Below are 25,354 nucleotides of genomic sequence, written 5' to 3'. Positions count from 1 at the left end.
AGGAGATTGCGTTGAGTTGTGGTACCAGCGACACAGAGTGCCGGCTCAATGGCCCGGGCGAATCGGCCGTGTGCGGATCTGGATCTGATTCGCCCGGGCTCGCTGAACTGATCGCCGGGGTTCGCGATTCGGATATTCGGCCAGCTCAAGAGCCGGATTCAGGTAAATCGCCGGAACTGCGGTGCGAGTACGGCTAATATCGCTGCCGATCGGGCCGGGTTTCCGCTATGCCGCCTCGGCGATCGCCGGATTCGGCCGGCAATCGGAAAAGATTGACCTCCGGCCGGAGGCGGACAGGTTCCGGCCCGGGTATTTGTCGGGATCGCACGTGAGGTCGGTGAGGTGGCACGGCAGCAGGCAGGGATCCGGCGCGAGGAGATTCTCCGGGCCGCCGCCACCGTGATCTCGCGCAAGGGATTCGCGCGCACCCGGGTGGCCGATGTCGCGGCGGAGCTCGGAATCAGCGCCGGCCTGGTCTTTTATCATTTCGATTCCAAAGAACGGCTGTTGTCGGAAGCATTTGCCCAGGCCGGTGAGCGCGAGCTCGCGGCGATGGAGGCGGTGGTGGCCGGCCCGGGCTCGCACGCCGAGCGGCTGCGCAACGTGATCGGTCTCTACCAGCAGATCGCCACCGAGACCGCCGACCTCGAGGTCTTCTCCCGCAACGTGGACGCCTGGGCCGAGGGGCGCTACACCGAGGAGATCCGCGCGGTGGTCCGGCACAACGACGAGCGCTGGCGGCACGGCATGACCCGGCTGGTCAGCCAGGGGGTGGAGGCGGGCGAGTTCGACTGCCCCGACCCGGCCGAGACGGTGCTGCGGATCTGTGTCCAGCTCGACGGCCTGATCGTGGCGGCGCAGGTCAGAGGCACTCTTTCGCGGGGCCGGGCCCGGGCCTGGGCGGACGAGCACGCGGCCCGGGAACTGGGCCTGAGCGTCTCGCTGATGCCACCCGCCCAGCGCTGAGCCGACTCGGCGTCGCGCAGGTCACACCTGCCCGCGCAAAACACGGCAAGATGCAGCGGTGACCTCCGAACCGCAGCACGGCGCGGACCACCCCGCCGGCGACCGTCGGCCCGGTCTCGGCCGGGGGCTGGTCTCCGGGCTGGCCACCACCGCGCGGGCGCTGGTCCGGCACACCCACACCGCCGAGTACCCCGATGTCCGGCCCGATCTGCCGCCGCGCAGCCGCGGGGTGATCGCGCTGCTGGCCGAGAACTGCACCAGCTGCATGCTCTGCGCCCGGGAGTGTCCGGACTGGTGCATCTACATCGAGTCGCACAAGGAAGAGGTTCCGGCGGCCGAGACCGGCGGACGCGCCCGGCAGAAGAACATGCTGGACCGCTTCGCGATCGACTTCTCGCTGTGCATGTACTGCGGCATCTGCATCGAGGTCTGCCCGTTCGACGCGCTGTTCTGGAGCCCGGAGTTCGAGTACGCGGAGTTCGACATCCGCGACCTGCTGCACGAGAGCGACCGGCTGGAGAGCTGGATGGCCAGCGTGCCGCCCCCGCCCCTGCCGGATCCGGGGTCGGTCGAGGCCAAGGAAGTAGGAGTGGCCCGCGCCGCCGCGGAGAAGGCGATCGCCGCGTACGAGGCAGCTCAGTCCGAAGCTGAGCGGGCGGTGGAGATCGAGCCCGACCCGGTCGGCACCGATGCCGGCCCCCCTCGTCCTCAATCGAACGAAACCACCGAGCCACCCGAGCCGCCCGAGAGCCGGAGCGACCGGTGAGCGGTCTCGAGGTGCTGTTCATCGCCTTGGCTGTCCTCGGCGGCGCCTCCGGGCTACTGGCGGTGACCAGCCCGCGGGTGGTGCACTGCGCGCTTTGGCTCGTGGTCTGTCTGGGTTCCCTGGCGGGCGTCTATCTGGTGCTGGGCGCGGAAGTCGTTGCTCTGGTCCAGATTCTGGTCTACGTCGGGGCCGTGGTTGTCCTGGTCATCTTCGCCTTGATGCTGACCCGCGCCCCGGTAGACCCCAGCCCGCGGCTGAACGGACCCCCGCTGCAGAAACTGGCGGCGGGAGCGGCCGGCCTCGCCGTGGGGGGAATCCTGGCTGGCACGTTGATCTATGCCGTAGGGGGCACCGAGGTTCAGGTCCGCTCCGGCCAGGGCGGCGCCAAACCGATCGGTGAGGCGGTGTTCTCGGGCTGGCTGCTGCCGTTCGAACTGCTCTCCGTGCTGCTGCTCGCCGCCCTGGTGGCCGCGATCGCGGTGTCCCGCAGACCGGCCGACCGTAAGCGGGACGAGGACGGAACCAGATGATCCACCTGCTCGGCCCGCTCGTCCTGGCCTCGGTCCTGGCCGGCCTGGGCGTCTACGGAATCCTCGCCCGCCGCAACGCCGTCCTCGTCCTGATCGGCGCGGAACTCCTGCTCAACGCGGCCAACCTGCTGCTGGTGGCGGCCTCGACGCTGCCCGCGGGCGGGCTGGCCGCCCTGGGCCAGGCCACCGGCCAGGTCCAGGACCCGCTGATCCCGGGCCAGAGCATGGCGATCTTCGTGATCACCATCGCAGCCGCCGAGATCGGCGTGGCCCTGGCCATCGTCCTGTTGCTGTTCCGGGCCCGCGGAACCGTGGAGCTGACCGCCGTGCAAGAACTCGGTGAGGCCTCGGCCACGTACACCGAAACCCCTCAGACCGCGAAGGCCAACGGGCAATGACCGAATCCGCCGCCCTGCTCGCGGTCCTGCTCCCGGCCGCCGCCGCGGTGTTCGGCCTGCTGACGAAGCGCAGCTGGGCCGCCGACTGGGCCGTTCTCGGATCGGCCGGCGCGCTGATCGCGGCGATCGCCGAGCTGACCCTGGTGAGCACCGACGGCCCGGTCTCCTCGATCGGTCTGCTCGGCAGCGCTCAGCTCGGCAGCATCACCATCGGCCTGGACCTGCGCTCGGACCAGCTCTCCGCAGTGGTCGCGGTGATGGTGGCCCTGGTCGCGCTCTGCGTGCAGATCTACTCCACCGCCTACTTCCAGGGCGAGGGCACCGCCGAGACCCCGACCCGCTACCGCGCCTACGCGGCCACCGTCTCGATGTTCACCGCCGCGATGATGCTGGTGATCCACGCCGGCGACCTGGTCCTGCTGCTGATCGGCTGGGAGGTCATGGGCCTGGCCTCGTACCTGCTGGTGGGCCACCACAGCGAGCGCGCCGCGGCCCGGGCCGCCGCGGTCAAGGCCTTCCTGATCACCCGGACCGGCGACATCGGCCTGGTGCTGGCCGTGGTGGTGCTGATCGCGGGGGCGGGCACCACGTCGATCGCGGAGCTGAACCGGGCGGCGGCCGAGAACGAGATCGGCCACGGGACGGCGGTTACCGCGGTGCTTCTGCTGCTGGCCGCAGTGGTGGGCAAGTCGGCCCAGTTCCCGCTGCACACCTGGCTGCCGGATGCGATGGAGGGCCCTACCCCCGTCTCCGCGCTCATTCACGCGGCCACGATGGTGGTGGCCGGCGTGTTCCTGGTGGCCCGGATGCTCCCGCTGTTCCTGACGGCCCCCGGAGCCCTTCAGATCGGCGCGGTGCTGGCGTCGGTGAGCATGGTCGGCGCGGCGTTGGCGGCGCTGGCCCAGACCGACCTCAAACGTCTGCTCGCGTACTCCACGATCAGCCAGGTCGCGTACATGCTCGCCGCGGTCTGCGTGGCCTCCGACCGGGAGCTGGGTTCCGGCGACCCCGTGGGCCTGGCTGCTCCCGGGGTGGCACATCTGCTGTCCCACGGCGCTTTCAAGGCCCTGCTGTTCCTGGCCGCCGGTTGCGTGGTTCACATCGTCGGCTCCACCGCGCTCGCTGACATGGGCGGGCTCTGGCGTACCCACCGAAGTCTGGCCGTGCTCTTCGGCATCGGTCTCCTGGGATTGGCCGGAGTCCCGCCCTTCGGCGGCTTCTGGTCCAAGGAGGCGGTGCTCGGTGCGGCAGAAGAGGCAGCGCACGCCGGGACCTGGGTGGGCTGGATGGTTCTGGTCGCGGGGGTAGCGACGATCGTGCTGACAGGTCTGTACGCGGGGCGCGCGTGGTCGATCGTGGCGATGGGACGAACGCAGCTGTCCCCAGCCCCGCACCACTTGCCCGCGGCCATGGTGTTCCCGCTGTACCTCCTGGCCGTTCCGAGCGTGGCGTTCGGCGTCCTGCTCCTGTGGCCGCCGGAAGTGCTGCACGGGTTGCACATCCAGCCCGGAACCGCGATCACCGGCGCTCTGCTGGCGATTTGCGCTGTCGCGGCAGCATTGGCGGCCCCGCGACTCGGCACGGCAGACATCGCAACCGCCCTCCCGGCGCGAGCGCAGACGGTACTGCTGGATGCGTTCGGCTTCGACCGGGTGATCCGGGTACTCGTGGTCCGTCCGGTGTTCTGGCTGGCCACGGTGGTCAAGGCCGCTGAGCACGATGTGATCGACGCCTATGTACGGGCGACCGGCCCGACAACGACGATCGCCGGAAAACTTCTTCGCCTGGCCCAGACCGGTCTGGCCTCGGCCTACGCGGCCTGGGTCTTCGTCGGCGCGGTCGTGATCACGGTGGCAGGGATGGCGCTGGTATGACGGGGACCGGATACACCTGGCTGCTGCCGGTTCTGGTGTTGCTTCCGCTGGCCGGCGCCCTGGTGCTGCTCGCCGTACCCCTGCTGTCTGACCGACTGGCGGCCTGGATCGGCACCGCGATCGGCGGCGTCACCCTGCTGCTCTCCCTGCTGGCCGCCTTCGTCACCTGGGATCGCGGGTTCGGCCGGATGCAGTTGCAGGCCCGGACCGACTGGATCTCCGCGCTCGGCCTGGAAGCCTCCCTCGGGCTCGACGGGGTGAGCACACCACTGGTTCTGCTCACCGCCCTGCTGGCCGTGCTGACCTGCCTGCACCTGACCCGGGCCGAACCCGACCGGCTGCTGGTGGTCTGCGTGCTCACCGTCACCGGCGGCGCCATCGCCACCTTCACCGCGCTCGACCTGCTGCTGTTCTTCGTCGCCTTCGAGACCGTGCTGATCCCGATGTGGTTCGTGATCGGGGTCTGGGGCGACGGCCGGCAGGAGGGCCAGCCGGCCAACGCGGCGGCCCGTTTCGTGCTCTACACCGCGGCCGGCTCGGCGGTCATGCTGCTCGGGATCATCCTGGTGATCACCCGGACCGGCACCTCCGACATCACCGAACTGATCCAGCGGGGCGGCGCCGGCCTGTCGGCGACCACGCAGACCGTGGCGGCGGTGCTGATCGTGATCGGCCTGGCGGTGAAAACCCCGATGTGGCCGCTGCACACCTGGCTGCCCCCGGCCCACACCATCGCTCCCACCACGGGGTCGGTGCTGCTGGCCGGGGTACTGCTGAAGCTCGGTACGTACGGCCTGGTGCGGGTGGCGGTACCGATCCTTCCGGCGGGGATGGCGAACGTGGCCCCCTGGCTGGGCGGTTTCGCCGTGACGGGCATCGTCTGGGCCGGGCTGGCCTGCCTGGTGGAGCGCGACCTGAAGCGGTTGGTGGCCCTCTCCTCGGTGGCGCACATGGGTTTCGTCCTGCTCGGCGTGGCCTCGATGACCCCGACCGGCCTGCAGGGAGCACTGTTCGCCAACATCGCCCACGGGGTGGTCAGCGCGTTGCTGTTCTTCGTGGTCGGGGCGCTGAAGGACCGGCAGCACAGCTCCGACCTGCAGCAGCTCGGCCCCGGCCTGCGCGACCGGATGCCCCGGCTGGGCTGGCTGCTGACCTTCGGCGCGGTGGCCGGTCTGGGCCTGCCGGGCCTGGCCGTGTTCTGGGGCGAGCTGCTGGCCGTCGCCGGGGCCTGGCAGTCCAGCGGGCTCGGGATGCTCAATCGTCCGTTCGCCGTGATCGCCGCAGCCGGGACCGTGATCGCCGCGGCCTACTGGCTGCGGGTGCTGAGAGTGCTCTGGCAAGGCCGCCCCGAACCGGGCCAGGGCCCGGACGCAACTCGACACGAGACGGTGACCATGATGCCGCTGGTCCTGGCCACGGTCGGGCTCGGCCTGGTGCCCGGCCCGCTGCTGGGCGCCACCGCCGGAGTGGTCCGGCTGCTTCTGCCCGGCGGGGGAGCGGTCCCGTGATGCTGACCGAGACCTCCGCCCGCCTGACCGGAGTTCCCTCGATCGACCTGGTGGCCCTGCTGCCGGTGATCGCCCCGGTGGTGGCCCTGCTGCTGATCCTGCTCGCCGACGCTCTGCGGCCCGGGCTGCGCCTGCCCTCCGACCTGATCGGCCTCGCCGGTCTGCTGACCGCGGCCGGCGGGGTGGCCTACCTGGCGCTGGACGGCGAGGACCGGAACACGGCCTGCTCCGGCGGTTTCGTGGTGACCACCGGGCAGACCGGCCCGACCCGGCTGCCGGAATCGCTGAGCCCGGCCGAGTTCGGCTTCGGCTGCTCCTACGTGGTCTCCGACCTGACCCTCGCGGTCCAGGGCATCGTCCTGCTCGGCGCGGTGGCCTGCCTGCTCCTGGCCCTCAACGGCCCCGGCGCCAAGGACCGCACCGCCCACCACACCCTGCTCCTGGCCACCGTCGCCGGGGCCACCGCCCTGGCCGGGGCCCGCGACCTGGCCACCCTCACCGTCGCCCTGGAGACCGCCACCCTGCCCACCATCGGCCTGATCGCCCTGCGCCGCGACGCCCAGGGGGCCCAGGCCGCGGTGACCATGTTGCTCACCGCGATCGCCTCGCTCGGCATGCTCCTGCTCGGCATCGGCCTGCTCTTCCTGGCCACCGGTTCGCTCTACCTGTTCCGGATCGCCGACGTGCTGGCCGCCGGACCGGACCGGCCGGTGCTGGTCGTGGCGGTGGCCGGGGCCGTCCTGAGCCTGGCCGGCATCGGGTTCAAGGTCTCGCTGGTGCCCTTCCACATGTGGACCCCGGACACCTACGCCGGGGCGCCCCTGCCGATCGCCGCGTTCCTGTCCACCGTCTCGAAAGCCGCCGGGGTCAGCGCCGCCGTGGTCCTGCTGGGCATCGGCCTGCCCGCGCTGCACGAGGCCTGGGCCCCGCTGATCGGCATCCTCGCCGTGCTCACCATGACCGTGGGCAACCTGATCGCCCTGCGCCAGAACGTGGCCGTGCGCCTGCTGGCCTGGTCCACCGTCGCGCAGGCCGGCTGGGTAATGCTGCCCTTCGCCGCGGCCGGCCCCTCCCGCGACAGCGTTCGCGAAGCCACCGCCGGCGCGATCGGCTACCTCCTGGCCTACGTGGTGGCCAGTCTGGCCGTGTTCGCCGTGGTGGTGCTGGTGGCCCGGCACCACCGCTCGGGGGAGGAGCACACCCTCCAGACCTACCGCGGCCTGAGCCGGACCGAGCCGGTGGCCAGCGCCGTCCTGGCCTTCGCCCTGCTCTGCCTGGCCGGCCTCCCGCCGGGCGTGATGGGCCTGATCGCCAAGGTGGTGGCGCTGCGCCCGGTGGTCGACGCCGAGGTCTGGCCGGTCGCGGTGATCGCCGCCCTCAACGTCGCCCTGGCGCTGGCCTACTACTTACGCTGGGTCGCGCTACTGGTCGCACCCGGTGACCGCAGTGCGCCCCGGTGGCGGCTTCGTCCCGCTGAGGGGATCGTGCTCGGGGGAGCAGCCGCCGGTTGTCTCGGACTGTCCGTGGGCGCCGAGGTGATCGCCGGGCTGCTTCCTGGGATCCTGCACTGAGCAAGATCATCGAGCCGGCCAGGGCGACGGGGCCCCGGCCGGGAACGTGATCAGGCCGGGCACCGTTGAGTTTCCTGACGGTGCCCGGTGGCACCGGTCGAGAGGAGTCAGGGAGCACCGAATGGGTCATAGTCATTTCAACGGGCTGAAGACCGCTGTCCTGCTGGGCGGCATGTCGGCGTTCTTGCTGGTGATCGGCCAGCTGATGGCCGGCTCCACGGGTCTGGTGATCGCCCTGGGCATCTCGCTGGCGATCAGTGGCTACCAGTACTGGAACTCCGGCAAGATGGCGATCAAGGCGATGCACGCCCGCCCGGTCAGCGAGGCCGAGCAGCCGGTGATGTACCGGATCGTCCGGGAACTGGCCAACGAGGCCCGCCAGCCGATGCCGGCGCTGTACATCTCACCCACCCAGGCGCCGAACGCGTTCGCCACCGGCCGCAACCCGCGCAACGCCGCGGTCTGCTGCACCGAGGGCATCCTGCAGATCCTCGACGAGCGTGAGCTGCGCGGGGTGCTCGGCCACGAGCTGATGCACGTGTACAACCGCGACATCCTCACCGCCTCCATCGCCGGGGCGCTGGCCAGCGCGATCACCTTCATCGCGAACTTCGCGTTCTTCTTCGGCGGCAACGACGAGGAACGCCCCAACTTCGTCGCGATGATCGCCATGTCGCTGCTCGGCCCGCTCGCCGCCGGGGTGATCCAGATGGCGGTCAGCCGCACCCGCGAGTACGACGCCGACGAGGACGGCGCCAAGCTCACCGGCGACCCGCTGGCCCTGGCCTCGGCGCTGCGCAAGCTGGAGATGGGCACCCGCCAGCTGCCGCTGCCCCCGCAGCGGGAACTGGTCAATTCCAGCCACATGATGATCGCCAACCCGTTCCGCGGAGACGGCATGGCCAAGCTCTTCGCCACCCACCCGCCGATGGCCGACCGCATCGCCCGACTGGAGTCGATGGCCGGCTACCGCCGCTGAACCAACCCCCGAAAGCACAGCCCCTGGAGCCTTCGCTCGGTTCCGGGGGCTGTGTCATGTCAACGGCCGGCGAACCTCTCGACCGCGGCCGCCCCGGCCTCGTCGCCGTCGGCTCGAAGTCCGGCGACCACACCGTCCCGGTCTGCCGGCGGCCTGTTCTGGCTGTACTTCGCCTTGGCCTCGATCCGGGTGATCTGCAGCTCTACCCCCACGATCGCGCGCAGCTGTCCGGCCACGAACTTCGCCGGGGCATCGTCCACCGACCACGGCTGTGAGCGCCCGGCCTCGTGCTGATCGCTGAGCCTGCGCACCAGCGCCTCCAGCCAGGTCACGTCGTCGTGCACCACCAGCCGACCGTGGACGTGGGCGGTCAGGTAGTTCCAGGTCGGCACCACCCGCCCGTGCTCGGCCTTGGACGCGTACCAGGAAGGCGAGATGTAGCTGTCAGCGCCGTGCAGGATCACCAGGGAGTCGCCGGTCGGCTCCTGGCGCCAGTGAGGGTTGTTCCGGGCGAAATGCCCCAGCAGGGAGCCCTGCGGCCCGGCCTCGGGGTCGAAGACCAGGGGTAGGAAGGTCGCGGCGAGCCCCTCGGCCGTCGGAGTGACCAGATCGGCCGCGCCGGGGTGCTCCAGCAGGGCACGAATCTGCTCGGGGTCGGCGGCGAAGTGCGCGGGGACATACATGAGCCGACTGTGGCCCAGACCGGGTTCGGGGGTCGACGGCCAATCCGGGGTCTGCGGCTATCGGACTGCCGACCGGGCACGCACCAGTGCGGTTGTCGAACATCGGTGAGTCGATCCGGTGAACTCCGGCACTACCGGCCCGCTGAGCTTGCACGACGCGGCCGGACAGGTGTTGCATCGAGCGACGTGACCACGAATCCCACCCTGGCCGACGATCTGCTCACCGAGGGTGTGCCGGAGGCCGAGTTCAACCCGGGCATCGCCTCCCGCCTGCCGGCCAAGAACGTCGCCGCGGCCGCGCTGATCCGCGACGAGCAGGGCCGGGTGCTGCTGCTGGAGGCGGTCTACAAGCCGACCTGGGTGATGCCCGGCGGAGTGGTGGAGTCGAACGAGGACCCCCACCTGGGCTGCACCCGGGAGTTGGCCGAGGAGCTCGGGCTGGAGAAGGCGCCGGGCCGGCTGCTGGTGGTGGACTGGGTTCCGCGGCACGGGGTGTGGGGCGACCAGATCCAGTTCGTCTTCGACGGCGGGGTGCTCGGCGCGGACGAGATCGCGGCGATCAAGCTGCAGGAGAGCGAGCTGAGCGCAGCCCATTTCGTCTACCCCGACGAGTTCGGCTCTACCCCGCTCACACCGTCGCTGAGCCGCCGGTTGCTGGTCTCGCTCGAGGCTCTCGCCCTGGGGACCACTGAATACACAACATACGGACGTTCGGCGCGCTGAACGTCCAAAAGCAGCCTCCCAGCCCGTGCGGGCTGGGAGGAAACCGTTTCAGGCGACCTGGAACGACCGCTTGGACAAGCCCCACATGTAACCCTCGATCGTGGTGGTGACCGGGGCCTCCGGGTTCGACGCGGCGCCCAGCGTGATGAACGCCGGCACGAAGTGCTCGACCGTGGGGTGCGAGTACGGCAGCCCGGGCGCGCGCTTCAGGTAGTTCATCAGGCTGTCCACGTCGCCGCGGGCCAGCGAGTCCTGGGCCCAGGCGTCGAAGTCCGCCGACCAGCCGGGCACCTTGCCGGCGAACGCCTCGCGGGTCAGGAACGGCAGCCCGTGGGTCATGAAGCCGGAGCCGATGATCAGCACCCCCTGCTCGCGCAGCGGACGCAGCCGGCGGCCCAGTTCCATCAGCTTCGCCGGGTCGTGGGTGGGGATGCTCAGCTGCAGCACCGGCACGTCGCCCAGCGGGTACATCACCTTCAGCGGGACCCAGGCGCCGTGGTCCAGCCCCCGGCTGTTGTGCTGGTGCACCGTCTCCACGTCCGGCATCACCGAGGTGACCAGCCGGGCCAGCTCCGCCGCGTCCGGAGTGGCGTACTGCATCTCGAAGTAACGCTGGTCGAACCCGCCGAAGTCGTAGACCAGCGGGGTCCTCGCCACCGGGCTGGTCAGGCTCAGCGGGGCCGACTCCCAGTGCGCGCTGATGATCAGGATGCTCTTCGGCTTGGGCATCCGCAGCGCCCAGGCGTGCAGCTGCTCCATCCAGTCGCCGTCGTCGAACAGCGGGGGCGCGCCGTGCGAGAGGTACAGCGCCGGCAGCGCGCCGTTCCCGGAGGTCCAGGTGGGCTGGGCCTTACTGGTGGCCAGCGCACCGGGCAGGAAGGCGTCGAACGCCGCACCAGGTCCTGAGATCGTCATGTGTTTGAAGGTAAGACTAGTTAGTTGAAATCTCAAGCACTCGCGGGTGGCGGTCCGGTTTGCCGTCAACTGTTCGGGTGAATCCGGAACCCGTCGTCGTGCTCGGGCCGTTGGGTCATCGCCGGGGTTCTCAGCGGATTCACCGCGAACTCTTGGCACTCTCGACAATGGAAGAAGCGTCGGACGTGACTACCCTTGCGCAACGGCAAAGTTGTGCTGGGGCAGCACTGTTCGTGTCCCCCGACCCGAAAGGTTTTCGAGCCATGCATGCCACTCCGTCGGACGAGGCCCCACGCCCCGGCCTGTCCCAGGAAAACGACCGGCATGCGGCCCCGGAAGCCGATCCGGAGGCGACCAGCCCGATTCCCGCCGAGACGCCCGCGAAGAAGAATTCCAGCCGGCGTCTGCTCGGCGCGGGTGCGGTGGTCGCGCTGATCGCCCTGATCGGTGTGATCTTCGCGGTCACCCAGGGCTCGGACGACGACGAGGGCGCCACCCCGGCGGCGAGCGCCTCGGCCCCCGCGGCCACCGACACCGGTACCAAGTACGGCGTCTTCCGGCAGACCTCGGCCGCCGAGGTCGAGGCGTACCAGCAGTGGCTCGGCGCGGATGTCGAGTACGTGGTCGACTTCTCGGCCCGTGGCAGCTGGGACAACATCGCCAGCCCGCAGTACCTGCTGGACGAGTGGAAGGACACGCCGTACCGGCTGGTCTACGCCGTGCCGATGCTGCCCAGCGACGACGACACGGTCAGCGTCCAGGCCGGTGCCGCCGGCGACTACAACAGCTACTTCCAGACCCTGGCCCAGAACCTGGTCGCCAACGGCCAGGAGGACGCGATCCTGCGGGTCGGCTGGGAGTTCAACCTCGAGTCGTGGAAGTGGGCCACCGACGACACCGAGAGCTGGAAGGCCTTCTACCGCAACATCGTCGAGAGCATGCGCTCGGTCGAGGGGGCGAACTTCGAGTTCGACTGGAACGTCAACGGCGGCCCGAACAAGTACGACGCGGTCGACTACTACCCGGGTGACGACGTGGTCGACTACGTCGGGGTGGACGCCTACGACGTCTCCGGCGCGGCCTACCCGTACCCGGAGAACTGCGACGGCCCCTGCTACGTGGCGGCCCAGAAGAAGGCCTGGGACGTGTCGGTCTACGGCGGCGAGCGCGGCCTGGAGTTCTGGTCACAGTTCGCCAAGGAGCACGGCAAGCCGCTGACCCTGCCGGAGTGGGGCGTCTGGGCCCGCCCGGACGGCATCGGCGGCCACGACAACCCCGACTACATCCAGCGGATGTACGACTTCATCACCGACCCGGACAACAACGTGGCCTACGCGGCCTACTTCGAGTACGACTACTCCGACGGCGCCGGCGGCAAGCACAGCCTGGAGGACTCGTTCCCGAACAGCGCGACGAAGTTCAAGGAACTGTTCGCCCCGCTCTACCAGCAGGCCGCAGGCTCGTAACCGGTGAGCATGCACCAAGCAGTGCCCCGATCGGGCTAAGATCCTTCCGGACCTTTGTGAAGCAGTCGTAAAGATCCATTTCCTGGTGGGACCCAGCTTTCCGTCCCACTCCGTGATGGATGAGGAAGTACGACTGCATGACGACCACAGGCCGTCCACCGCGGCCCGATGCCACTCAGCCGAGCCTGCAGAGTTCCACCCCCCTGCGTGAGTTGCTGAACTCGATGGTCGGGCTGTTGCTCGGCGAGATCACCGAGGGGGCGGAGTCCGACCGGCTCCGGCGCTACGTGGACCCGCTGACCATCTGCCTGACCCTGGAACGGGACCTCACCGACCAGGCCGGGCAGGCCCGGGACGCGGTGGCCCGGGTCCAGGCCGAGCAGATGCGGGACCTGGCCACCGGCGTGATCATGGCCCGGCTGGGCTGCGATCCGCCCACCGCGCGCACGCTGCTGCAGGAATGGCTGTCCGAGCGCGGCTTCGAGGCGGACACGCTCTCCCCGGCCGAGGTTCAGGCCCTGCTCGAAGACCCTGATTGGGGACGTAGCTAGCTGGGTTACGCGCGGAGCGCTTCTTGGGTGCGGGTCGGCATCCGGGAGGCGCTCCGCGCGTTTTGGCGTCGGGCGGCAACTGTGACCCAAGTCATGTGGGCTGGGCGGACTGCTCGGCGGTGATCTTGGAAAAACTTCGGACGCCTTGGGGGTGGGAGTTCGTTCGGCCGATGGTGTCCCGCTCGGCAAAGCAGAACGGCCGCTGACCTGATCGTGCAGGTCAGCGGCCGTTTCGCCACTGTGGCTGGTGCAGGGTTCGAACCTGCGTAGGCTGAGCCGTCTGATTTACAGTCAGATCCCTTTGGCCACTCGGGCAACCAGCCATCGTGCAACCGCCCGGGCCTTGGCCCGTTCGGCGAATGGAAGAATAGCAAGGATGACGGGTGCTTCGCGCACCCGCTGCCCGCCCGGGCCCCACCGAGGGCCCCGGCGCCGGGAACGACCAGCCTCTCACCAGCAAGAAGGAGCTTCTTTCGTGGCCAGCGATTCGTCGTTCGATGTGGTCAGCAAGGTCGACCGGCAGGAGGTCGACAACGCGCTCAACCAGGCGGAGAAGGAGCTCGCCCAGCGTTACGACTTCAAGGGCACCGGCGCCTCGATCGAGTGGAGCGGTGAAAAGACCGTGGTGATCAAGGCCAACAGCGAGGAGCGGGTGACGGCGGTTCTGGACGTGTTCCAGAGCAAGCTGATCAAGCGGGGCGTCTCGCTGAAGGTGCTGGACTCCTCCGAGCCGAAGGCCTCCGGCAAGGAGTACCGGATGGAGTCCGACATCAAGGAGGGCCTGTCCCAGGAGATCGCCAAGAAGATCGGCAAGATCATCCGGGACGAGGGCCCGAAGGGTGTGAAGACCCAGATCACCGGCGAGGAGATGCGGGTCTCCAGCAAGAACCGGGACGACCTGCAGGAAGTCATCGCGCTGCTGAAGTCGGCCGATCTGGATGTCGCGCTGCAGTTCGTGAACTACCGCTGAGCCTGAGCACCAACACCTGAGGGGTCCCCCGGCCACTGGCCGGGGGACCCCTCAGGTGTTCAGGCCGAGGTGAGCTGCTGGTCCTTCTCGGCCGGCGTCTCCTCGCGGTGCCGGGCCGGGAGCAGGAAGGCCACGGCCACCGCACCCACCGCGGCGGTCGCGGCGGCGATCAGGGAGCCGGCCTGCAGACCGTCCAGGAAGCCCTGCTTCACCGCGTCCGCGGCCGGTCCGGCCAGTTCTGCGGGCAGCTGACCGGCCATCGCGACGCCGGCCATCACCGACTCCTTGGCGATCGCCGCGCTCTCGCCGCCGATCCCCAGGCCGGACAGCGAGTCCTGCACGCTGCTGGCGTAGAAGGAGCTCAGCACCGAGCCCAGCACGGCCACGCCCAGCGTGCCGCCGACCTCGCGGGTGGTGTCGTTGACCGCCGAGCCCACCCCGGCCTTCTCCTTGGGCAGCGCCCCGATGATCGCGTCGGTGGCCGGGCCGGTGCTCAGCGCCAGGCCGGCCGCCATCAGCACCATCGAGCTGATGATCGTGCCCCAGTAGCTGGAGTTCAGCGTGGCGGTGGAGGCCAGGTAGAAGCCGGCCGACATCAGGGCCATCCCCGCGGTGACCACGACGGTGGTGCCCAGGCGCTTCATCAGCAGGATCGCGACCGGCGAGAGAACCCCGGTGACCAGGGCGAACGGCAGGGTGGCGAGACCGGCGCGGAGCGGCCCCCAGCCCTCGACGGCCTGGAAGTACTGGGTGATCAGGAAGATGAAGCCGAAGAGCGCGAAGAAGGCGGCGGTGATCGCCCCGCTGGCCGCGCTGAACCGCGGGTTGGTGAAGAGCCTCACGTCCAGCAGCGGGTGCGGGTGACGGGCCTCCCAGCCCACGAACGCGATCAGCAAGACCGCAGCGGCGGCGAACCCGGTGAGCGTGAAGCCGGAGGTCCAGCCGTGGTTGGGGGCCTCGATCAGGGTCCCGACCAGGGTGGCGACGAACGCCACCGAGCCGAATGCGCCGAGCCGGTCGAAGCCACCGGCGTGCGGGTCCTTCGACTCGCTGAGCAGGAGCCGGCCGGCGATCAGGGCGAGCACCACGATCGGCAGGTTGATCAGGAAGACGCTGTTCCAGCCGAAGTGCTCCAGCAGCACCCCGCCGCTGACCGGGCCGATCGCCACGGCCAGACCGGAGACGCCGGCCCAGATCCCGATCGCGGTGGCCCGCTCCCGGGCGTCGGTGAAGATGTTGGTGAGCAGCCCCAGGGTGGCCGGGTAGATCAGCGCGGCCGCCACCCCCATCGCGGCCCGCCCGGCGACCAGCTCGCCGGTGCTGCCCGCGAGTGCGGCGAGCAGCGAGGTCAGGCCGAACAGCAGCAGGCCCACCTGCAGCGTGCGCAGCCGCCCGAACCGGTCCCCGAGGTGGCCGGCCAGGAGCAGAAGGCTGGCGAAGACCAGGGTGTACGCGTCCACGATCCACTGCAGCCCGCTGGTTGAGGCGTCCAGCTCGCTGCTCAGGGTCGGCAGCGCGACGTTGACGATCGTGTTGTCGACGGTGACCAGCAGCACACTCAGGCACAGGACGACGAGCATCCACCAGCGGCGCGGGTCCCGGACCGGACTTTCGGTGACGCCCATGACCTTCTCCTTAGAACAACGTCCTATAGTTGTGGCACCACGTTCTATTAGAAGGACGGGTTCGTCAACCCCGGGTGGCGCCGGGTGGGAGAGGAGGGCTTGGATGGAAGACGTTCCGGCGTCGGTTTCGGTGGGTGGTCCAGTGGGCGAAGCAACGGACGGGGTGGTTGCCCCGGGCGCTCCGGCGGCGGTCGGGGACGACCTGCCTTCGGGTGAAAACCCCACTCGGAAAGGCCGTAAGCGGGCCCGGGTGACCTCTCGCACGCCGAGTGCCGACCTGAAGGGGGCGCTGACCGACGCTGCTGAGGCGGTGCTGATGCGCGACGGCGCCCAGGCGGTGACGGTGCGCGCCGTGGCCTCGGAGGCCGGCGTCGCCCCGATGGGTGTGTACAACCGGTTCGGCAGCAAGGACGGGCTGATCGAGGCCCTGCTGGTGCGCGGTTTCCAGGGCCTGACGGCGGCGATCTCGGCCCGCGAGGGGGAGACGGATCCGGTCCTGCGGCTGTGGATGTCCGGATCGCGCTACCGCGAGTTCGCCCTTTCGCACCCCTCGCACTACGCGCTGATGTTCGGTGATCGCGTCGGCCAGGACTGGCAGCCCTCGGCCGAGTTCGGCGAGTGCGCCGAGGCCGCGTTCCAGATCCTGGCGGACCACGTCGTCACGCTGATCGCGGCCGGGATCTTCACCGAGGGCGATCCGGTGATGCTGGCCCGGCAGGTGTGGAGCGCCGTGCACGGGGCGGTCGCGCTGGAGATGGGCGGCCTGCTCGACCCGGAAGCGGCCGATACCTCGTACCGGCAGTTGCTGGGCATGATCCTGCGCGGCCTGGCCGAGCCGGGGACGCTGGCCTTCGACCACCCGCAGGAGCCGCCGAAGGTCGTCCGAAACCGGCCCTGAACAGCCAGAACGCCGTCACGGAGGGCGACCCGGGGGAATGGATTTCATCCCTGGGCCCCTGATCCTGTACTGTTCTCGATGTCGCCGGGACAGCAACAAGCCGCCCGGAGGACAGGCCCCGATAGCTCAGTCGGCAGAGCGTCTCCATGGTAAGGAGAAGGTCTAGGGTTCGATTCCCTATCGGGGCTCTGGTTGGTCTTGTCCAGAGCGAGACCGCTCTTGGCGGGGTAGCTCAGTTGGTAGAGCAAACGACTCATAATCGTTGTGTCACGGGTTCAAGTCCCGTCCTCGCTACTGTGTAGTTATCCACTCCGCCGCAGTTCGATCCTCATCGACAGCGACCCCATCGAAAGAGGCCAAGCCGTGGCTAGCAAGGCTGCTGACGTTCGTCCGAAGATCACCATGGCGTGCGTCGAGTGCAAAGAGCGTAACTACATCACCAAGAAGAACCGGCGTAACGACCCGGACCGGATGGAACTGAAGAAGTTCTGCCCGCGCTGCGGCAACCACACCGCGCACCGCGAGACCCGCTAAGTCGTCGTCGCCGGAAGGCCGTCCCGTTCGCGGGGCGGCCCTTCGTCGTGTTTGCCCAGGCTCGGCCCGGGCGTAGCCAAGGAGGGGCCCGTGGGGGTCAACCCACAGATCGCCGGGAAAACCTACACCGGCGCACCGGTCTACGAGGTCGGCCGGGAGAAGATCCGCGAGTTCGCCGTGGCGATCGGCTCGTCCGATCCGGTACACACCGATCCCGAGGCCGCCCGCGCCCTGGGCCACCCGGACGTCGTCGCGCCGCCCACCTTCGCGATCGTGATCGCCCAGCGCTGCGAGGGCCAGGTCATGCAGGACCCGGAGGCCGGGATCGACTACTCCCGCCTGGTCCACGGTGAGCAGAAGTTCACCCACCACCGTCCGATCGTCGCCGGTGACCGCCTGACCTCGGTGGCCCACGTCGACGACGCCCGGCTGATGGCCGGCAACGGCCGGGTCGTCACCCGGGTCGAGATCACCGACGCGGCCGGCGAACCCGTCGCCACCGCGATCTCGATGGTGATCATCCGGGCGGAGGAGCAGGCGTGAGCGCGCAGTTCGACCAGGTCTCGGTGGGCGACGAACTGCCCACCACCGACATCACCGTCACCCGGGCCGACCTGATCCGCTACGCCGGGGCCAGCGGCGACTTCAACGTCATCCACTGGAACGAGCGGGTCGCCACCTCGGTCGGCCTGCCCGGGGTGATCGCGCACGGGATGTACACGATGGCTCTCGGCGGCCGGTACGTCAGTGAATGGGTGGGCGACGCGGGCGCGGTGCTGGAGTACGGCGTGCGGTTCACCAACCCGGTGCCGGTGCCGGACGACGAGACCGGCGCCACACTCACCTTCGGCGGCAAGGTCACCAAGACCGATCAAGAGGCCCGTACCGCCACGGTCACCCTGACCGCGCTCAGCGGTGAGCAGAAGGTGCTGGGCAAGGCGATCGCTGTGGTCCGCCTGCCCTAGATCTGGATCTGCTTCACCCGGCCGGACGAGCACAGCCGCTGGTGAAGCTGCGGTAGGTGGAGTGGTTGAGCGGAGGATGGCGGAAATGGTGCGGCTGGGCGAACTGACAACCCTGCGAGTGGGCGGTCCGGCCCGGCGGCACGTTCTCGCCTCCACCGCCGACGAACTGGTGGCCGCCGTCCGCGCGGCCGACCAGGCGGGTGAACCGGTACTGCTGGTCGGCGGCGGTTCCAACCTGGTGATCGGCGACGCCGGGTTCGACGGCACGGTCGTGCAGGTGGCCTCGCGGGGGATCACCGTGCACTCGGTCGACTACTGCGGTGGGGCCGAGATCACGGTCGAGGCCGGTGAGCCGTGGGACGCGGTGGTCGAGCACGCGGTCGGCGAAGGCTGGATCGGCGTCGAGGCACTGTCCGGGATCCCCGGCTCCACCGGTGCGACGCCGGTGCAGAACGTGGGCGCGTACGGCCAGGAGGTCTCCGGCACCATCGCCAGCGTGCGCACCTGGGACCGCGCCGAGCAGAAGATCCGCACCCTGGCCGCGGCCGACTGCCGCTTCGGCTACCGCGACTCGCGGTTCAAGCGCGAGCGCTTCGCCGGGGGCCCGCGCTACGTGGTGCTGCAGGTCACCTTCCAGTTCGTGGTCGCCGATCTGAGCGAGCCGGTGCGCTACGCCGAACTGGCCCGCACTCTGGGAGTCGAGACCGGAGAACGGGTGCCGCTCGCCCAGGTGCGCTCGAACGTCCTCAAACTGCGGTCCGGAAAGGGCATGGTGCTCGATCCGGCCGATCACGACACCTGGAGTGCCGGCTCGTTCTTCACCAACCCCGTGCTGCCCGCCGATCAGGCCGCCGCACTGCCCCCGGAGGCACCTCGTTACCCGAGCGCCGACGGTCTGGTGAAGACGTCCGCCGCCTGGCTGATCGACCACGCCGGCTTCCCGAAGGGCTTCGGCCTGCCCGGTCCGGCCAGTCTTTCCACCAAGCACACGCTGGCCCTGACCAACCGCGGGCCGGCCTCGGCGGCCGACGTGCTGGACGTGGCCCGGCAGGTGCGCGACGGGGTGGAGAAGATCTACGGCGTGCGGCTGGTGCCCGAGCCCGAGCTGATCGGGTGCCAGCTCTAGAGCTGAACCTGGCAAACTCTCGTCATGCAGCCAGTCCTCCCGCCGGTCAGCACCCTGCCCAAGGCCCACCTGCACCTGCACTTCACCGGCTCGATGCGGCCGGCGACCCTGCAGGAGATGGCGGCCAAACACCGGATCCGGCTGCCGGAGACCCTGCGCGAGCACCATCTGCTCCGGCTGACCCCGGACGAGCGGGGCTGGTTCCGTTTCCAGCGCCTGTACGACGCGGCCCGGGCCTGTGTGCGGGACGCGGACGACATGCGCCGGCTGGTGATCGAGGCGGCGCAGGACGATGCCGCCGAGGGCTCGCGCTGGCTGGAGATGCAGGTCGACCCCACCTCGTACGCCCCGCACGTGGGCGGCCTGACCCCGGCCCTGGAGATCGTGCTCGACGCCGCCCGGGAGGCCACCGAGACCACCGGCTGCCAGGTGGCGATCGTGGTCGCGGCCAGCCGGATGCGGCATCCGCTGGACGCCCGCACCCTGGCCCGGCTGGCCGCCCGCTACGCCGGTGAGGGGCCGGGCACGGTGGTCGGCTTCGGGCTGAGCAACGACGAACGCCGGGGCGACACCGAGGAGTTCGCCCAGGCCTTCCGGATCGCCCGCAACGCCGGGCTGGCCAGCGTGCCGCACAGCGGTGAACTGCGCGGGCCGGAGCATGTGCAGCTGACTCTGGACACGCTGCAGCCCGACCGGCTCGGGCACGGGGTGCGCTCGGCCGAGAACCCCGAGGTGCTCGACCGGGTGATCCAGGCCGGGGTGGCTCTGGAGGTGTGCCCGGCCTCGAACGTGGCCCTGGGGGTGTACCCGACCCTGGCCGACGTGCCGCTGCCCGCCCTGATCGAGGCCGGAGCCCGGCTGGCCCTCGGCGCCGACGACCCGCTGCTGTTCGGGCCCCGGCTGGCCGCGCAGTACCAGGCCGCCCGCGACGTGCACGGCCTTTCCGATGCCGGGTTGCGGCACCTGGCCGCCTCCTCGATCGAGGCATCCCGGGCCCCTGACGACGTGAAGAAGTCGCTGCTGGCCGAGGTCGAGGCCTGGGCCGGCGCCACCGAGAACGTCTGAGAACGGCGGAGAACGGGATGAGGGCGTGGCTCCGGCGGCGACCCGGAGCCACGCCCTTGATGAGCCCGGTCACCGTCCCGCACCCTCAAGCAGGACGGTGACCAGACGCCGCGCCTGATCTGAGCGCGGCTCCGGCTCGGTGAGGCCCGACGGGGGACAGACCCTGTCCGATCCGGAAGCTGTTGTCGTCGGGCGGGTTTCGCCCAGGACGGCGGGTGGTGCAGGTGGTGCGGCCGGGCGAGCGGTTCAGCTCGGCGAGCCGGCGGTGGCGATGATGATCGAGATGACGGCGACGGTGACCACCGTGGTGGTGACCCCCAGCATCACCGTCTTCACCAGGAGCTTGAACGGGTTCTGCAGGACCACGACGAACGGCTGCCGGAAACGGTTGACCAGGTTCATGACGGTGAGTGCGACGGCGAAGAGCACGATGAAGACCAGTACGAGAATGCCTTGCTGCCCGTCGCTACCCCCCGATGCGACGAGAGTGTTCATACTTGATGCGCTGCCCGCGGTGAAGCCCACTTGGTTCCCCTCCCTCGTGGTGCCGAGCAAGGTGCGCGTCGCAGAGCGACCGCTGAGTCCGCGGAGCCTTCGGTGTTGCTGCGGCGCTGAAGCTTGTGGTGAAGGCTTGCGGTCCGTCAGTTCCGCCGCTGAAGTGGCCGACGGGGTGACTGGTGTTCAGCTGAAAAGCGCCTGATATCAGTGTGGCCAACCTGAAGCCGGACGGCAAGCCGTTTCAGGAACAATTCTGGGCAATAAATGAAACTTCAGCGCCATTCAGCCCTGCACGGTTGGTGCTCACTGATGTACGGCGCGCTTCGGCTGAGCTTCACCGGCGGGCGGTCCAGAAGCCCTGCAACGTTGTCAGTTTCGACAGGACTCTGGCATTAATCAATGTCATTAAAGAAATGTCGACCTGGCTAAGTGCGGAATTCTCTGAGGTCTGGCAACGATTTCGCCGGTGCGTGACACGTGCTGTTTGAATTCCGCTCAGGATCTCCCCGGCTGAAGCCCTTCAGTGGTTAACTTGAGTGGTCGGAATCGACTGTAGTTCCAGCGGACTTCAGTGAAGCGGGGGTGCGGCGGTGGCAGAGTCAGGAGACATCCGTCTGGGAAGCCGGTTGCGGGCCCTGCGCAACCGGCAGTTCCCCCAGGCGCTCACGCAGAAGCAGGTCTCTCAGGCGCTGGGCCTGAGCGGCGCCCTGGTCAGTTCCTGGGAGAGCGGGGCGGCCACCCCGCCCGAGGACCGGCTGGCCGGTTACGCCCTGCTGTTCTGCACGGAGCGGTCGCTGCAGGGCGACAAGCTGATCCCGCTGGACGAGGACGCACTCTCCCAGGAGGAGGAGTTCGCCCGGGAGCGGCTGTTCGACGAACTGCGGGCCCTGCGCAACAGCGTGCTGGACGAACCCAGCGAGCAGGACCGGGAGACCGGCGCGCTGGGCGGGCGGTTCCTGTACTACGCGGACGGCCAGCCGGTCACCATCCTCTGCACCCCGTTGAGCAGCCGGCAACTGGGCTACACGCAGCAGCGGGCGCAGGCGGGCGAGTTGCTCCCGGCGGTGCAGTACACCACCAACGAGAACCACCCCAACTTCGTCCGCAACCTCTACAACGCGGACATCGACGCCCTGGTCGAACTGGTCGGTCACGTACGCGCGGAGAGCCCGACCGCGGAGGTCAGCTGGCTGACCTACGACCGGGTGAGCTCGGCCGACCAGCTCACCGGGCACCTGATCCTGCTCGGCGGGGTCGACGAGAGCCTGGGCGAGGTGCCGATCGGCGGGTCCACCACGGTGCTGGAGATCCTGCGCGAGCGGCTGGACACCCCGGTCCGGATGCAGTGGGATCCGGACGGCGTGGAGTTCGACGGCGAGGTGCAGATCCCCCTCGACGCCGAGAACATCCCGACCACCGAGCCGGCGAACGCGGTGACCACCGAGTCGCACCGGCCGAAATGGGTCCGCGGTACCGACGACGACCGCAATCGGCGCTTCCATCTCGGCGCGCCCGAGCTGACCTCCGACGTCGCGATCGTGCACCGTAGCCGTAACCCGTTCAACCCCGGTTCGACCGCAACCCGGTTCGGGGGCATGTTCAGTCGCGGAACCTACGGCGCGGTAAGGGCATTCACCGATGCCCGGTTCCGGGGCCGGAACGAGCAGTGGGTGGACAGCAACGTCGACCCCGAGGACTTCTGGATGCTGCTGCGGGTCTCGGTGATCGCCGGAACCACGATGACGCCCGACCTGGGCCGGTCCAGCACCCGGATCCGATACTCCTGATTCTCTGATCGCGGCCGGGCCCGGCGGGCCCGGCCGCCCAAGACGAAAACCGGGCCATGCCTTCGATGCCTCATGCGTCCTTCCTGCGGACGCACCCTGACCCGCGCCCGCTCGCCGTCCCGACGACGCCGGACGCCACCGTCCCCGCCGAGCCCGCTCTCGCCGTCGTGGTCGAGCCGGACTTCGTCGTCCCGGTGGCCCCGGACGAACTGCCGGTCCCGGTGCAGGAACCCCGGCCCGACTCCTCGGCCGACTACCGGGCCACCCATTCGGTTCTGCTGACCAGCCTTTTCGGCCCGGGGCGACCGGCCCTGCCGCCGGAGGGCAGCGAACTGTGCGCCTACGGCCCGCTGCTGGGCGCCCGGCGTCCAGACACCGGCCGGCGGGTGGGCGGCATCGTGGTCCCCACCGGCCGGTCCTTCCGGCTCACCGAAGAGGGCCTGCTCTTCGCCGCCGACATCGCCCTGACCCACGGCTGCCCGCTGATCGTCGTGCACAGTCGCGACGCCCTGCCGGAGGAGTTCCCGCAGAGCGTTCGTGACCTGCTCGGTGATGCCCTGGTGCTGGTGGACCTGGACAGCGTCTCGCCCTCCTGGCAGCCCGGGTTCGCCACCGCCGAGGACGAACTGAGCAGCCTGCACCGGTGCAACGACGTGGGCTGGAAGCGCAACCTCGGGATCATGCTGGCGGTGCGCTTCGGCTGGGAGTTCGTGCTCTTCCTGGACGACGACATCCGGGCCGCCGCCCAGGGCCCCACCCTCACCCCGCGCTACCTGGCGCACGCCCTGCGGGTGCTGAACGAGGACCCGGACCTGATGATCGTCGGCTGGACGCTGCGCGACTTCGACGACAACTCGGTGGTCGGGCACGCCCGGCCACTGGTCGGCCTGCCCCAGGACATCTTCATCAGCAGCGGGGCCCTGCTGCTGCGGGTCGGCGAGGACACCGCGTTCTTCCCGCACGGGGTCTACAACGAGGACTGGATGCTGGTGCTGCAGACCCTGGCCGGGGCCCGGGACTACCAGCGGGCACTGGCCCACGCCGGGCCGGTGCACCAGAAACCGTACGAGGCGTTCTGCCCGGAGCGGGCCCGTTCGGAGGAGACCGGGGAGATCCTCGCCGAGGGGCTGATGAACCTGGCCGAGGACCACGGCCCGGCCTTCGCCCGGGTGGTGAGCGGGCAGTACTGGAAGCGGGTGATGGCCCGGCGCCGCACCCTGCTGCGCACCATCGTCCGGGGCCGGGCCGGCGACCTGCTGCTCTGGGACGAGGGCAAACCACCCCGGTCGGACGACCCGGTGGTGGTCTGCATGAACACTGCACTCTGGACGCACCAGCAGCTGCATCACCGAAAACTGCTCGCCTACACCACCAAGTGGCGTCAGGATTGGGACTTCTGGAAGTCCGTGCTGGTCAGGCTGTCGCAGGAGGCGGCCGGGCCGGAGACCGAGACCGAAATTCCGCGGCTGCTGGCCTCGGTGCGGGCCCGCTGGCCGCACCCGGAGGCGGAACAGGGTTGTCAGGATCGCGTCGCCCGGTCAGCATCGACTACTGACAGGGGCCGGAAAGTTACGTTCTGACAGCGAATACGCTCCCGCCAACCGCTGTCACTGCACGGGGGAAGGCGGGTGCCTTTGTGCTGCACGGGGAATCGGTACGGGCGGTTGCACATCGTCCATCACATGCTCATCTGGTCCGGCCGGAATGGCCGGAGGTCTATCCGGACACGGTCTGCGCGGTGGTGGTGCCGGCCAGCAGACCTAGTCAGGGGCTGAGCGCCGCCGTCGCGCTGGCGGAGGAGCTCGACTGCCCGTTGGTGGTGGCCTGCAGCGGTCGCGCCCGGGTGGAGGACGTCGCCAGGGAGCTGGACAGCTGGCAGGGGGTCGCTTTCGCGATCCCCGAGGAACCTCCGACCGCGGTACGCCGGATGCGTACCCGTGAGCTCGCGCTGGAGTCGCGGCATCGGTTCAGACCGGTCGCGGCCGCCGCCGGTGTCGGCGACCCAAGAGCGTCCAAAAGCTTTCAAACTAAGGACGAAGTGGTCGCCGCCGGCGCGGACGTCACCACCGGGGTGGTTGAGCTGGTCGGCTCAGCTGCGGACCCGGCGCCGTACCTGGACGCCAGCACCAAACGCAACGTGGCTCTTCTGCTCTCCCGGCAGCTGGGCTGGCGGCGGTTGCTGTTCCTGGACGACGACATTCAGCCCCCGCCGGCGTCGGAAATTGCCCGGGGAGTATCGATGCTGGGCCCGGGCGGCGCGTCGATGGCGAGCTGGCCGGCCCACGAGTTCCCGGACAACTCGGTGGTCTGCCATGCCCGGCGCACCGTGGGCCTGACCCAGGACACCTTCCTGGCCGGGGGCTGCCTCCTGGTGGACCTCACCCGGCCGCTGCCGTTCTTCCCAGCCGTCTACAACGAGGACTGGCTGTTCTGCTGGGAGGCGGTGCGCGATCGGCGGATGGCCCTGCCCGGCACGGTCGACCAGCAGCCGTACAACCCGTTCGACCCCCGCCGGGCCGCTCGCGAGGAGTTCGGCGACGTGCTGGGGGAGGGGCTTTTCGCGCTCCTGCATCAGTCGCCGGCCGACCTGCTGCTCGGGCTGGTGGGTAAGGGGCCGGTGGCCGACCGTACGAAGATCGTCGAGCCGGCCCGCTACCGGGGTTACTGGTCGCAGGTGATCGACGGGCGCCGGCAGCTGCACGGCGAGGTGGTGGCCCGGCTGGAAGCGCTGGCCCGGTTCACCCCGGCGGCGCTGCAGCAGCTGGAGGCAGTGCGGGCCGGGCAGGAGCGGCTTGACCGGATCACCTCGCACGAGCTGGCCGAGTTCGTCGCGCTGTGGCAGCAGGACCTGGCCACCTGGCGCTACGAACTGGCCCAGCTGCGCCGCCAGGACTCCTACAAGGCCGCGCTGAACCAGCTCGGCATCGACGAGTTCCAGCGGGTCGGGGTGATGTAG

26 protein-coding genes and 3 tRNA genes are annotated in these 25,354 nt (G+C 69.7%); 24 read left to right on the top strand and 5 right to left on the bottom strand.

All coding sequences use genetic code 11. From position 1 onward, the window contains the following. The first annotated feature begins 342 nt into the window (after positions 1 to 342). From LR394_RS19530 to htpX, 8 genes are all read left to right on the top strand, one after another. Complete coding sequence (locus LR394_RS19530; protein ID WP_231443975.1) at positions 343 to 966, top strand: TetR/AcrR family transcriptional regulator; 624 nt, start codon at positions 343 to 345, stop codon at positions 964 to 966. 58 nt (positions 967 to 1,024) lie between these two features. Continuing rightward, positions 1,025 to 1,732 (top strand): 4Fe-4S binding protein, encoded by a 708-nt coding sequence (locus LR394_RS19525; RefSeq protein WP_231443973.1) that lies wholly within the window; start codon positions 1,025 to 1,027, stop codon positions 1,730 to 1,732. Beyond that, on the top strand, positions 1,729 to 2,262 hold the full coding sequence (locus LR394_RS19520) for an NADH-quinone oxidoreductase subunit J family protein (RefSeq protein ID WP_231443970.1): 534 nt from the start codon (positions 1,729 to 1,731) through the stop codon (positions 2,260 to 2,262). The genes LR394_RS19525 and LR394_RS19520 overlap by 4 nt, the downstream gene beginning before the upstream one ends. Further along, entirely contained in the window at positions 2,259 to 2,660 is a 402-nt protein-coding gene (gene nuoK, locus LR394_RS19515) for an NADH-quinone oxidoreductase subunit NuoK (protein ID WP_231443968.1), read from the top strand. Before LR394_RS19520 ends, nuoK begins: the two co-directional genes overlap by 4 nt. Beyond that, positions 2,657 to 4,534, top strand: coding sequence for an NADH-quinone oxidoreductase subunit 5 family protein (locus tag LR394_RS19510; protein WP_231443966.1), 1,878 nt, complete (start codon positions 2,657 to 2,659; stop codon positions 4,532 to 4,534). The genes nuoK and LR394_RS19510 overlap by 4 nt, the downstream gene beginning before the upstream one ends. Beyond that, complete coding sequence (locus LR394_RS19505) at positions 4,531 to 6,042, top strand: complex I subunit 4 family protein (RefSeq protein WP_231443964.1); 1,512 nt, start codon at positions 4,531 to 4,533, stop codon at positions 6,040 to 6,042. Before LR394_RS19510 ends, LR394_RS19505 begins: the two co-directional genes overlap by 4 nt. Next, a complete protein-coding gene (locus LR394_RS19500; protein ID WP_231443962.1) occupies positions 6,042 to 7,613 on the top strand; it encodes an NADH-quinone oxidoreductase subunit N in 1,572 nt (523 codons plus the stop codon). The genes LR394_RS19505 and LR394_RS19500 overlap by 1 nt, the downstream gene beginning before the upstream one ends. Positions 7,614 to 7,734: 121 nt before the next feature. Further along, entirely contained in the window at positions 7,735 to 8,592 is an 858-nt protein-coding gene (htpX, locus tag LR394_RS19495) for a zinc metalloprotease HtpX (protein ID WP_231443960.1), read from the top strand. Between the two features lie 59 nt (positions 8,593 to 8,651). Here htpX and LR394_RS19490 read toward each other — a convergent pair whose 3' ends face one another. After that, on the bottom strand, positions 8,652 to 9,275 hold the full coding sequence (locus LR394_RS19490; protein WP_231443958.1) for an FMN-binding negative transcriptional regulator: 624 nt from the start codon (positions 9,273 to 9,275) through the stop codon (positions 8,652 to 8,654). A 186-nt stretch (positions 9,276 to 9,461) separates the two neighbouring features. Between LR394_RS19490 and LR394_RS19485 the strand changes: the two genes are divergently transcribed. Further along, positions 9,462 to 9,998, top strand: a complete 537-nt coding sequence (locus LR394_RS19485) for an NUDIX domain-containing protein (protein WP_231443956.1) — start codon at positions 9,462 to 9,464, stop codon at positions 9,996 to 9,998. Between the two features lie 48 nt (positions 9,999 to 10,046). Here the strand turns inward: LR394_RS19485 and LR394_RS19480 are convergent, their stop codons facing one another. Continuing rightward, positions 10,047 to 10,913, bottom strand: coding sequence for a dioxygenase family protein (locus LR394_RS19480; protein ID WP_231443954.1), 867 nt, complete (start codon positions 10,911 to 10,913; stop codon positions 10,047 to 10,049). Positions 10,914 to 11,176: 263 nt separating this feature from the next. On the opposite strand from LR394_RS19480, the gene LR394_RS19475 reads away from it, so the two are divergent. Together LR394_RS19475 and LR394_RS19470 are read left to right on the top strand one after the other, a co-directional pair. Beyond that, a complete protein-coding gene (locus LR394_RS19475) occupies positions 11,177 to 12,379 on the top strand; it encodes a glycosyl hydrolase (RefSeq protein ID WP_231443951.1) in 1,203 nt (400 codons plus the stop codon). Between the two features lie 137 nt (positions 12,380 to 12,516). Next, positions 12,517 to 12,930, top strand: a complete 414-nt coding sequence (locus tag LR394_RS19470) for a hypothetical protein (protein WP_231443949.1) — start codon at positions 12,517 to 12,519, stop codon at positions 12,928 to 12,930. A gap of 241 nt (positions 12,931 to 13,171) precedes the next feature. Here LR394_RS19470 and LR394_RS19465 read toward each other — a convergent pair. After that, positions 13,172 to 13,253 (bottom strand) — tRNA-Tyr (locus LR394_RS19465). Between the two features lie 152 nt (positions 13,254 to 13,405). Between LR394_RS19465 and LR394_RS19460 the strand changes: the two genes are divergently transcribed. After that, positions 13,406 to 13,900: a YajQ family cyclic di-GMP-binding protein gene (locus LR394_RS19460; RefSeq protein WP_231443948.1), complete on the top strand. Its 495-nt coding sequence runs from the start codon at positions 13,406 to 13,408 to the stop codon at positions 13,898 to 13,900. 59 nt (positions 13,901 to 13,959) lie between these two features. Here LR394_RS19460 and LR394_RS19455 read toward each other — a convergent pair whose 3' ends face one another. Beyond that, positions 13,960 to 15,525 (bottom strand): DHA2 family efflux MFS transporter permease subunit, encoded by a 1,566-nt coding sequence (locus LR394_RS19455; protein ID WP_231443945.1) that lies wholly within the window; start codon positions 15,523 to 15,525, stop codon positions 13,960 to 13,962. A 103-nt stretch (positions 15,526 to 15,628) separates the two neighbouring features. Between LR394_RS19455 and LR394_RS19450 the strand changes: the two genes are divergently transcribed. From LR394_RS19450 to LR394_RS19415, 8 genes are all read left to right on the top strand, one after another. After that, positions 15,629 to 16,423 carry a TetR/AcrR family transcriptional regulator gene (locus LR394_RS19450; RefSeq protein ID WP_231443943.1) on the top strand — a complete coding sequence of 265 codons (795 nt, stop codon included), beginning with the start codon at positions 15,629 to 15,631 and terminating at the stop codon, positions 16,421 to 16,423. Between the two features lie 115 nt (positions 16,424 to 16,538). After that, a tRNA-Thr gene (locus LR394_RS19445) sits at positions 16,539 to 16,611 on the top strand. 33 nt (positions 16,612 to 16,644) lie between these two features. Further along, positions 16,645 to 16,717: transfer RNA gene (locus LR394_RS19440), tRNA-Met, on the top strand. Positions 16,718 to 16,786: 69 nt separating this feature from the next. Continuing rightward, positions 16,787 to 16,957, top strand: a complete 171-nt coding sequence (rpmG, locus tag LR394_RS19435; protein WP_285616343.1) for a 50S ribosomal protein L33 — start codon at positions 16,787 to 16,789, stop codon at positions 16,955 to 16,957. Between the two features lie 90 nt (positions 16,958 to 17,047). Next, positions 17,048 to 17,500 (top strand): MaoC family dehydratase N-terminal domain-containing protein, encoded by a 453-nt coding sequence (locus LR394_RS19430; protein WP_231443941.1) that lies wholly within the window; start codon positions 17,048 to 17,050, stop codon positions 17,498 to 17,500. Next, on the top strand, positions 17,497 to 17,922 hold the full coding sequence (locus LR394_RS19425; protein WP_231443939.1) for a MaoC/PaaZ C-terminal domain-containing protein: 426 nt from the start codon (positions 17,497 to 17,499) through the stop codon (positions 17,920 to 17,922). Before LR394_RS19430 ends, LR394_RS19425 begins: the two co-directional genes overlap by 4 nt. A gap of 76 nt (positions 17,923 to 17,998) precedes the next feature. Further along, positions 17,999 to 19,048, top strand: a complete 1,050-nt coding sequence (locus tag LR394_RS19420) for a UDP-N-acetylmuramate dehydrogenase (RefSeq protein ID WP_231443937.1) — start codon at positions 17,999 to 18,001, stop codon at positions 19,046 to 19,048. A gap of 24 nt (positions 19,049 to 19,072) precedes the next feature. Then, positions 19,073 to 20,113 carry an adenosine deaminase gene (locus tag LR394_RS19415; RefSeq protein WP_231443935.1) on the top strand — a complete coding sequence of 347 codons (1,041 nt, stop codon included), beginning with the start codon at positions 19,073 to 19,075 and terminating at the stop codon, positions 20,111 to 20,113. A 246-nt stretch (positions 20,114 to 20,359) separates the two neighbouring features. Here the strand turns inward: LR394_RS19415 and LR394_RS19410 are convergent, their stop codons facing one another. Further along, positions 20,360 to 20,608 (bottom strand): hypothetical protein, encoded by a 249-nt coding sequence (locus LR394_RS19410; protein ID WP_231443933.1) that lies wholly within the window; start codon positions 20,606 to 20,608, stop codon positions 20,360 to 20,362. 212 nt (positions 20,609 to 20,820) lie between these two features. Between LR394_RS19410 and LR394_RS19405 the strand changes: the two genes are divergently transcribed. The 4 genes from LR394_RS19405 to LR394_RS19390 all read left to right on the top strand — a co-directional run bounded on the left by LR394_RS19405 (position 20,821) and on the right by LR394_RS19390 (position 25,354). Further along, the gene (locus LR394_RS19405) at positions 20,821 to 21,099 is read left to right on the top strand and encodes a hypothetical protein (protein ID WP_231443931.1); all 279 of its coding nucleotides are present in this window, start codon (positions 20,821 to 20,823) and stop codon (positions 21,097 to 21,099) included. A 102-nt stretch (positions 21,100 to 21,201) separates the two neighbouring features. After that, the gene (locus tag LR394_RS19400; protein ID WP_231443929.1) at positions 21,202 to 22,398 is read left to right on the top strand and encodes a helix-turn-helix domain-containing protein; all 1,197 of its coding nucleotides are present in this window, start codon (positions 21,202 to 21,204) and stop codon (positions 22,396 to 22,398) included. A gap of 65 nt (positions 22,399 to 22,463) precedes the next feature. After that, a complete protein-coding gene (locus LR394_RS19395) occupies positions 22,464 to 23,978 on the top strand; it encodes a hypothetical protein (RefSeq protein ID WP_231443927.1) in 1,515 nt (504 codons plus the stop codon). A 56-nt stretch (positions 23,979 to 24,034) separates the two neighbouring features. Next, entirely contained in the window at positions 24,035 to 25,354 is a 1,320-nt protein-coding gene (locus LR394_RS19390) for a hypothetical protein (RefSeq protein WP_231443925.1), read from the top strand.

This window comes from Kineosporia babensis (genome assembly GCF_021129305.1).
GTDB classification, from domain to species: Bacteria; Actinomycetota; Actinomycetes; order Actinomycetales; family Kineosporiaceae; genus Kineosporia; species Kineosporia babensis.
This window is presented reverse-complemented; position numbering and strand designations above follow the sequence as displayed.

What these genes read in the sequence shown, in the direction of transcription:
- LR394_RS19510 (WP_231443966.1), top strand. Translation starts at nt 2,657, where the DNA reads ATGACCGAATCCGCCGCCCTGCTCGCGGTCCTGCTCCCGGCCGCCGCC.
- LR394_RS19475 (WP_231443951.1), top strand. Translation starts at nt 11,177, where the DNA reads ATGCATGCCACTCCGTCGGACGAGGCCCCACGCCCCGGCCTGTCCCAG.
- LR394_RS19410 (WP_231443933.1), bottom strand. Translation starts at nt 20,608, where the DNA reads ATGAACACTCTCGTCGCATCGGGGGGTAGCGACGGGCAGCAAGGCATT.
- LR394_RS19500 (WP_231443962.1), top strand. Translation starts at nt 6,042, where the DNA reads ATGCTGACCGAGACCTCCGCCCGCCTGACCGGAGTTCCCTCGATCGAC.
- LR394_RS19450 (WP_231443943.1), top strand. Translation starts at nt 15,629, where the DNA reads ATGGAAGACGTTCCGGCGTCGGTTTCGGTGGGTGGTCCAGTGGGCGAA.
- LR394_RS19505 (WP_231443964.1), top strand. Translation starts at nt 4,531, where the DNA reads ATGACGGGGACCGGATACACCTGGCTGCTGCCGGTTCTGGTGTTGCTT.
- LR394_RS19420 (WP_231443937.1), top strand. Translation starts at nt 17,999, where the DNA reads ATGGCGGAAATGGTGCGGCTGGGCGAACTGACAACCCTGCGAGTGGGC.
- LR394_RS19415 (WP_231443935.1), top strand. Translation starts at nt 19,073, where the DNA reads ATGCAGCCAGTCCTCCCGCCGGTCAGCACCCTGCCCAAGGCCCACCTG.
- htpX (WP_231443960.1), top strand. Translation starts at nt 7,735, where the DNA reads ATGGGTCATAGTCATTTCAACGGGCTGAAGACCGCTGTCCTGCTGGGC.
- LR394_RS19470 (WP_231443949.1), top strand. Translation starts at nt 12,517, where the DNA reads ATGACGACCACAGGCCGTCCACCGCGGCCCGATGCCACTCAGCCGAGC.
- nuoK (WP_231443968.1), top strand. Translation starts at nt 2,259, where the DNA reads ATGATCCACCTGCTCGGCCCGCTCGTCCTGGCCTCGGTCCTGGCCGGC.
- LR394_RS19490 (WP_231443958.1), bottom strand. Translation starts at nt 9,275, where the DNA reads ATGTATGTCCCCGCGCACTTCGCCGCCGACCCCGAGCAGATTCGTGCC.
- LR394_RS19480 (WP_231443954.1), bottom strand. Translation starts at nt 10,913, where the DNA reads ATGACGATCTCAGGACCTGGTGCGGCGTTCGACGCCTTCCTGCCCGGT.
- LR394_RS19455 (WP_231443945.1), bottom strand. Translation starts at nt 15,525, where the DNA reads ATGGGCGTCACCGAAAGTCCGGTCCGGGACCCGCGCCGCTGGTGGATG.
- LR394_RS19395 (WP_231443927.1), top strand. Translation starts at nt 22,464, where the DNA reads ATGCCTCATGCGTCCTTCCTGCGGACGCACCCTGACCCGCGCCCGCTC.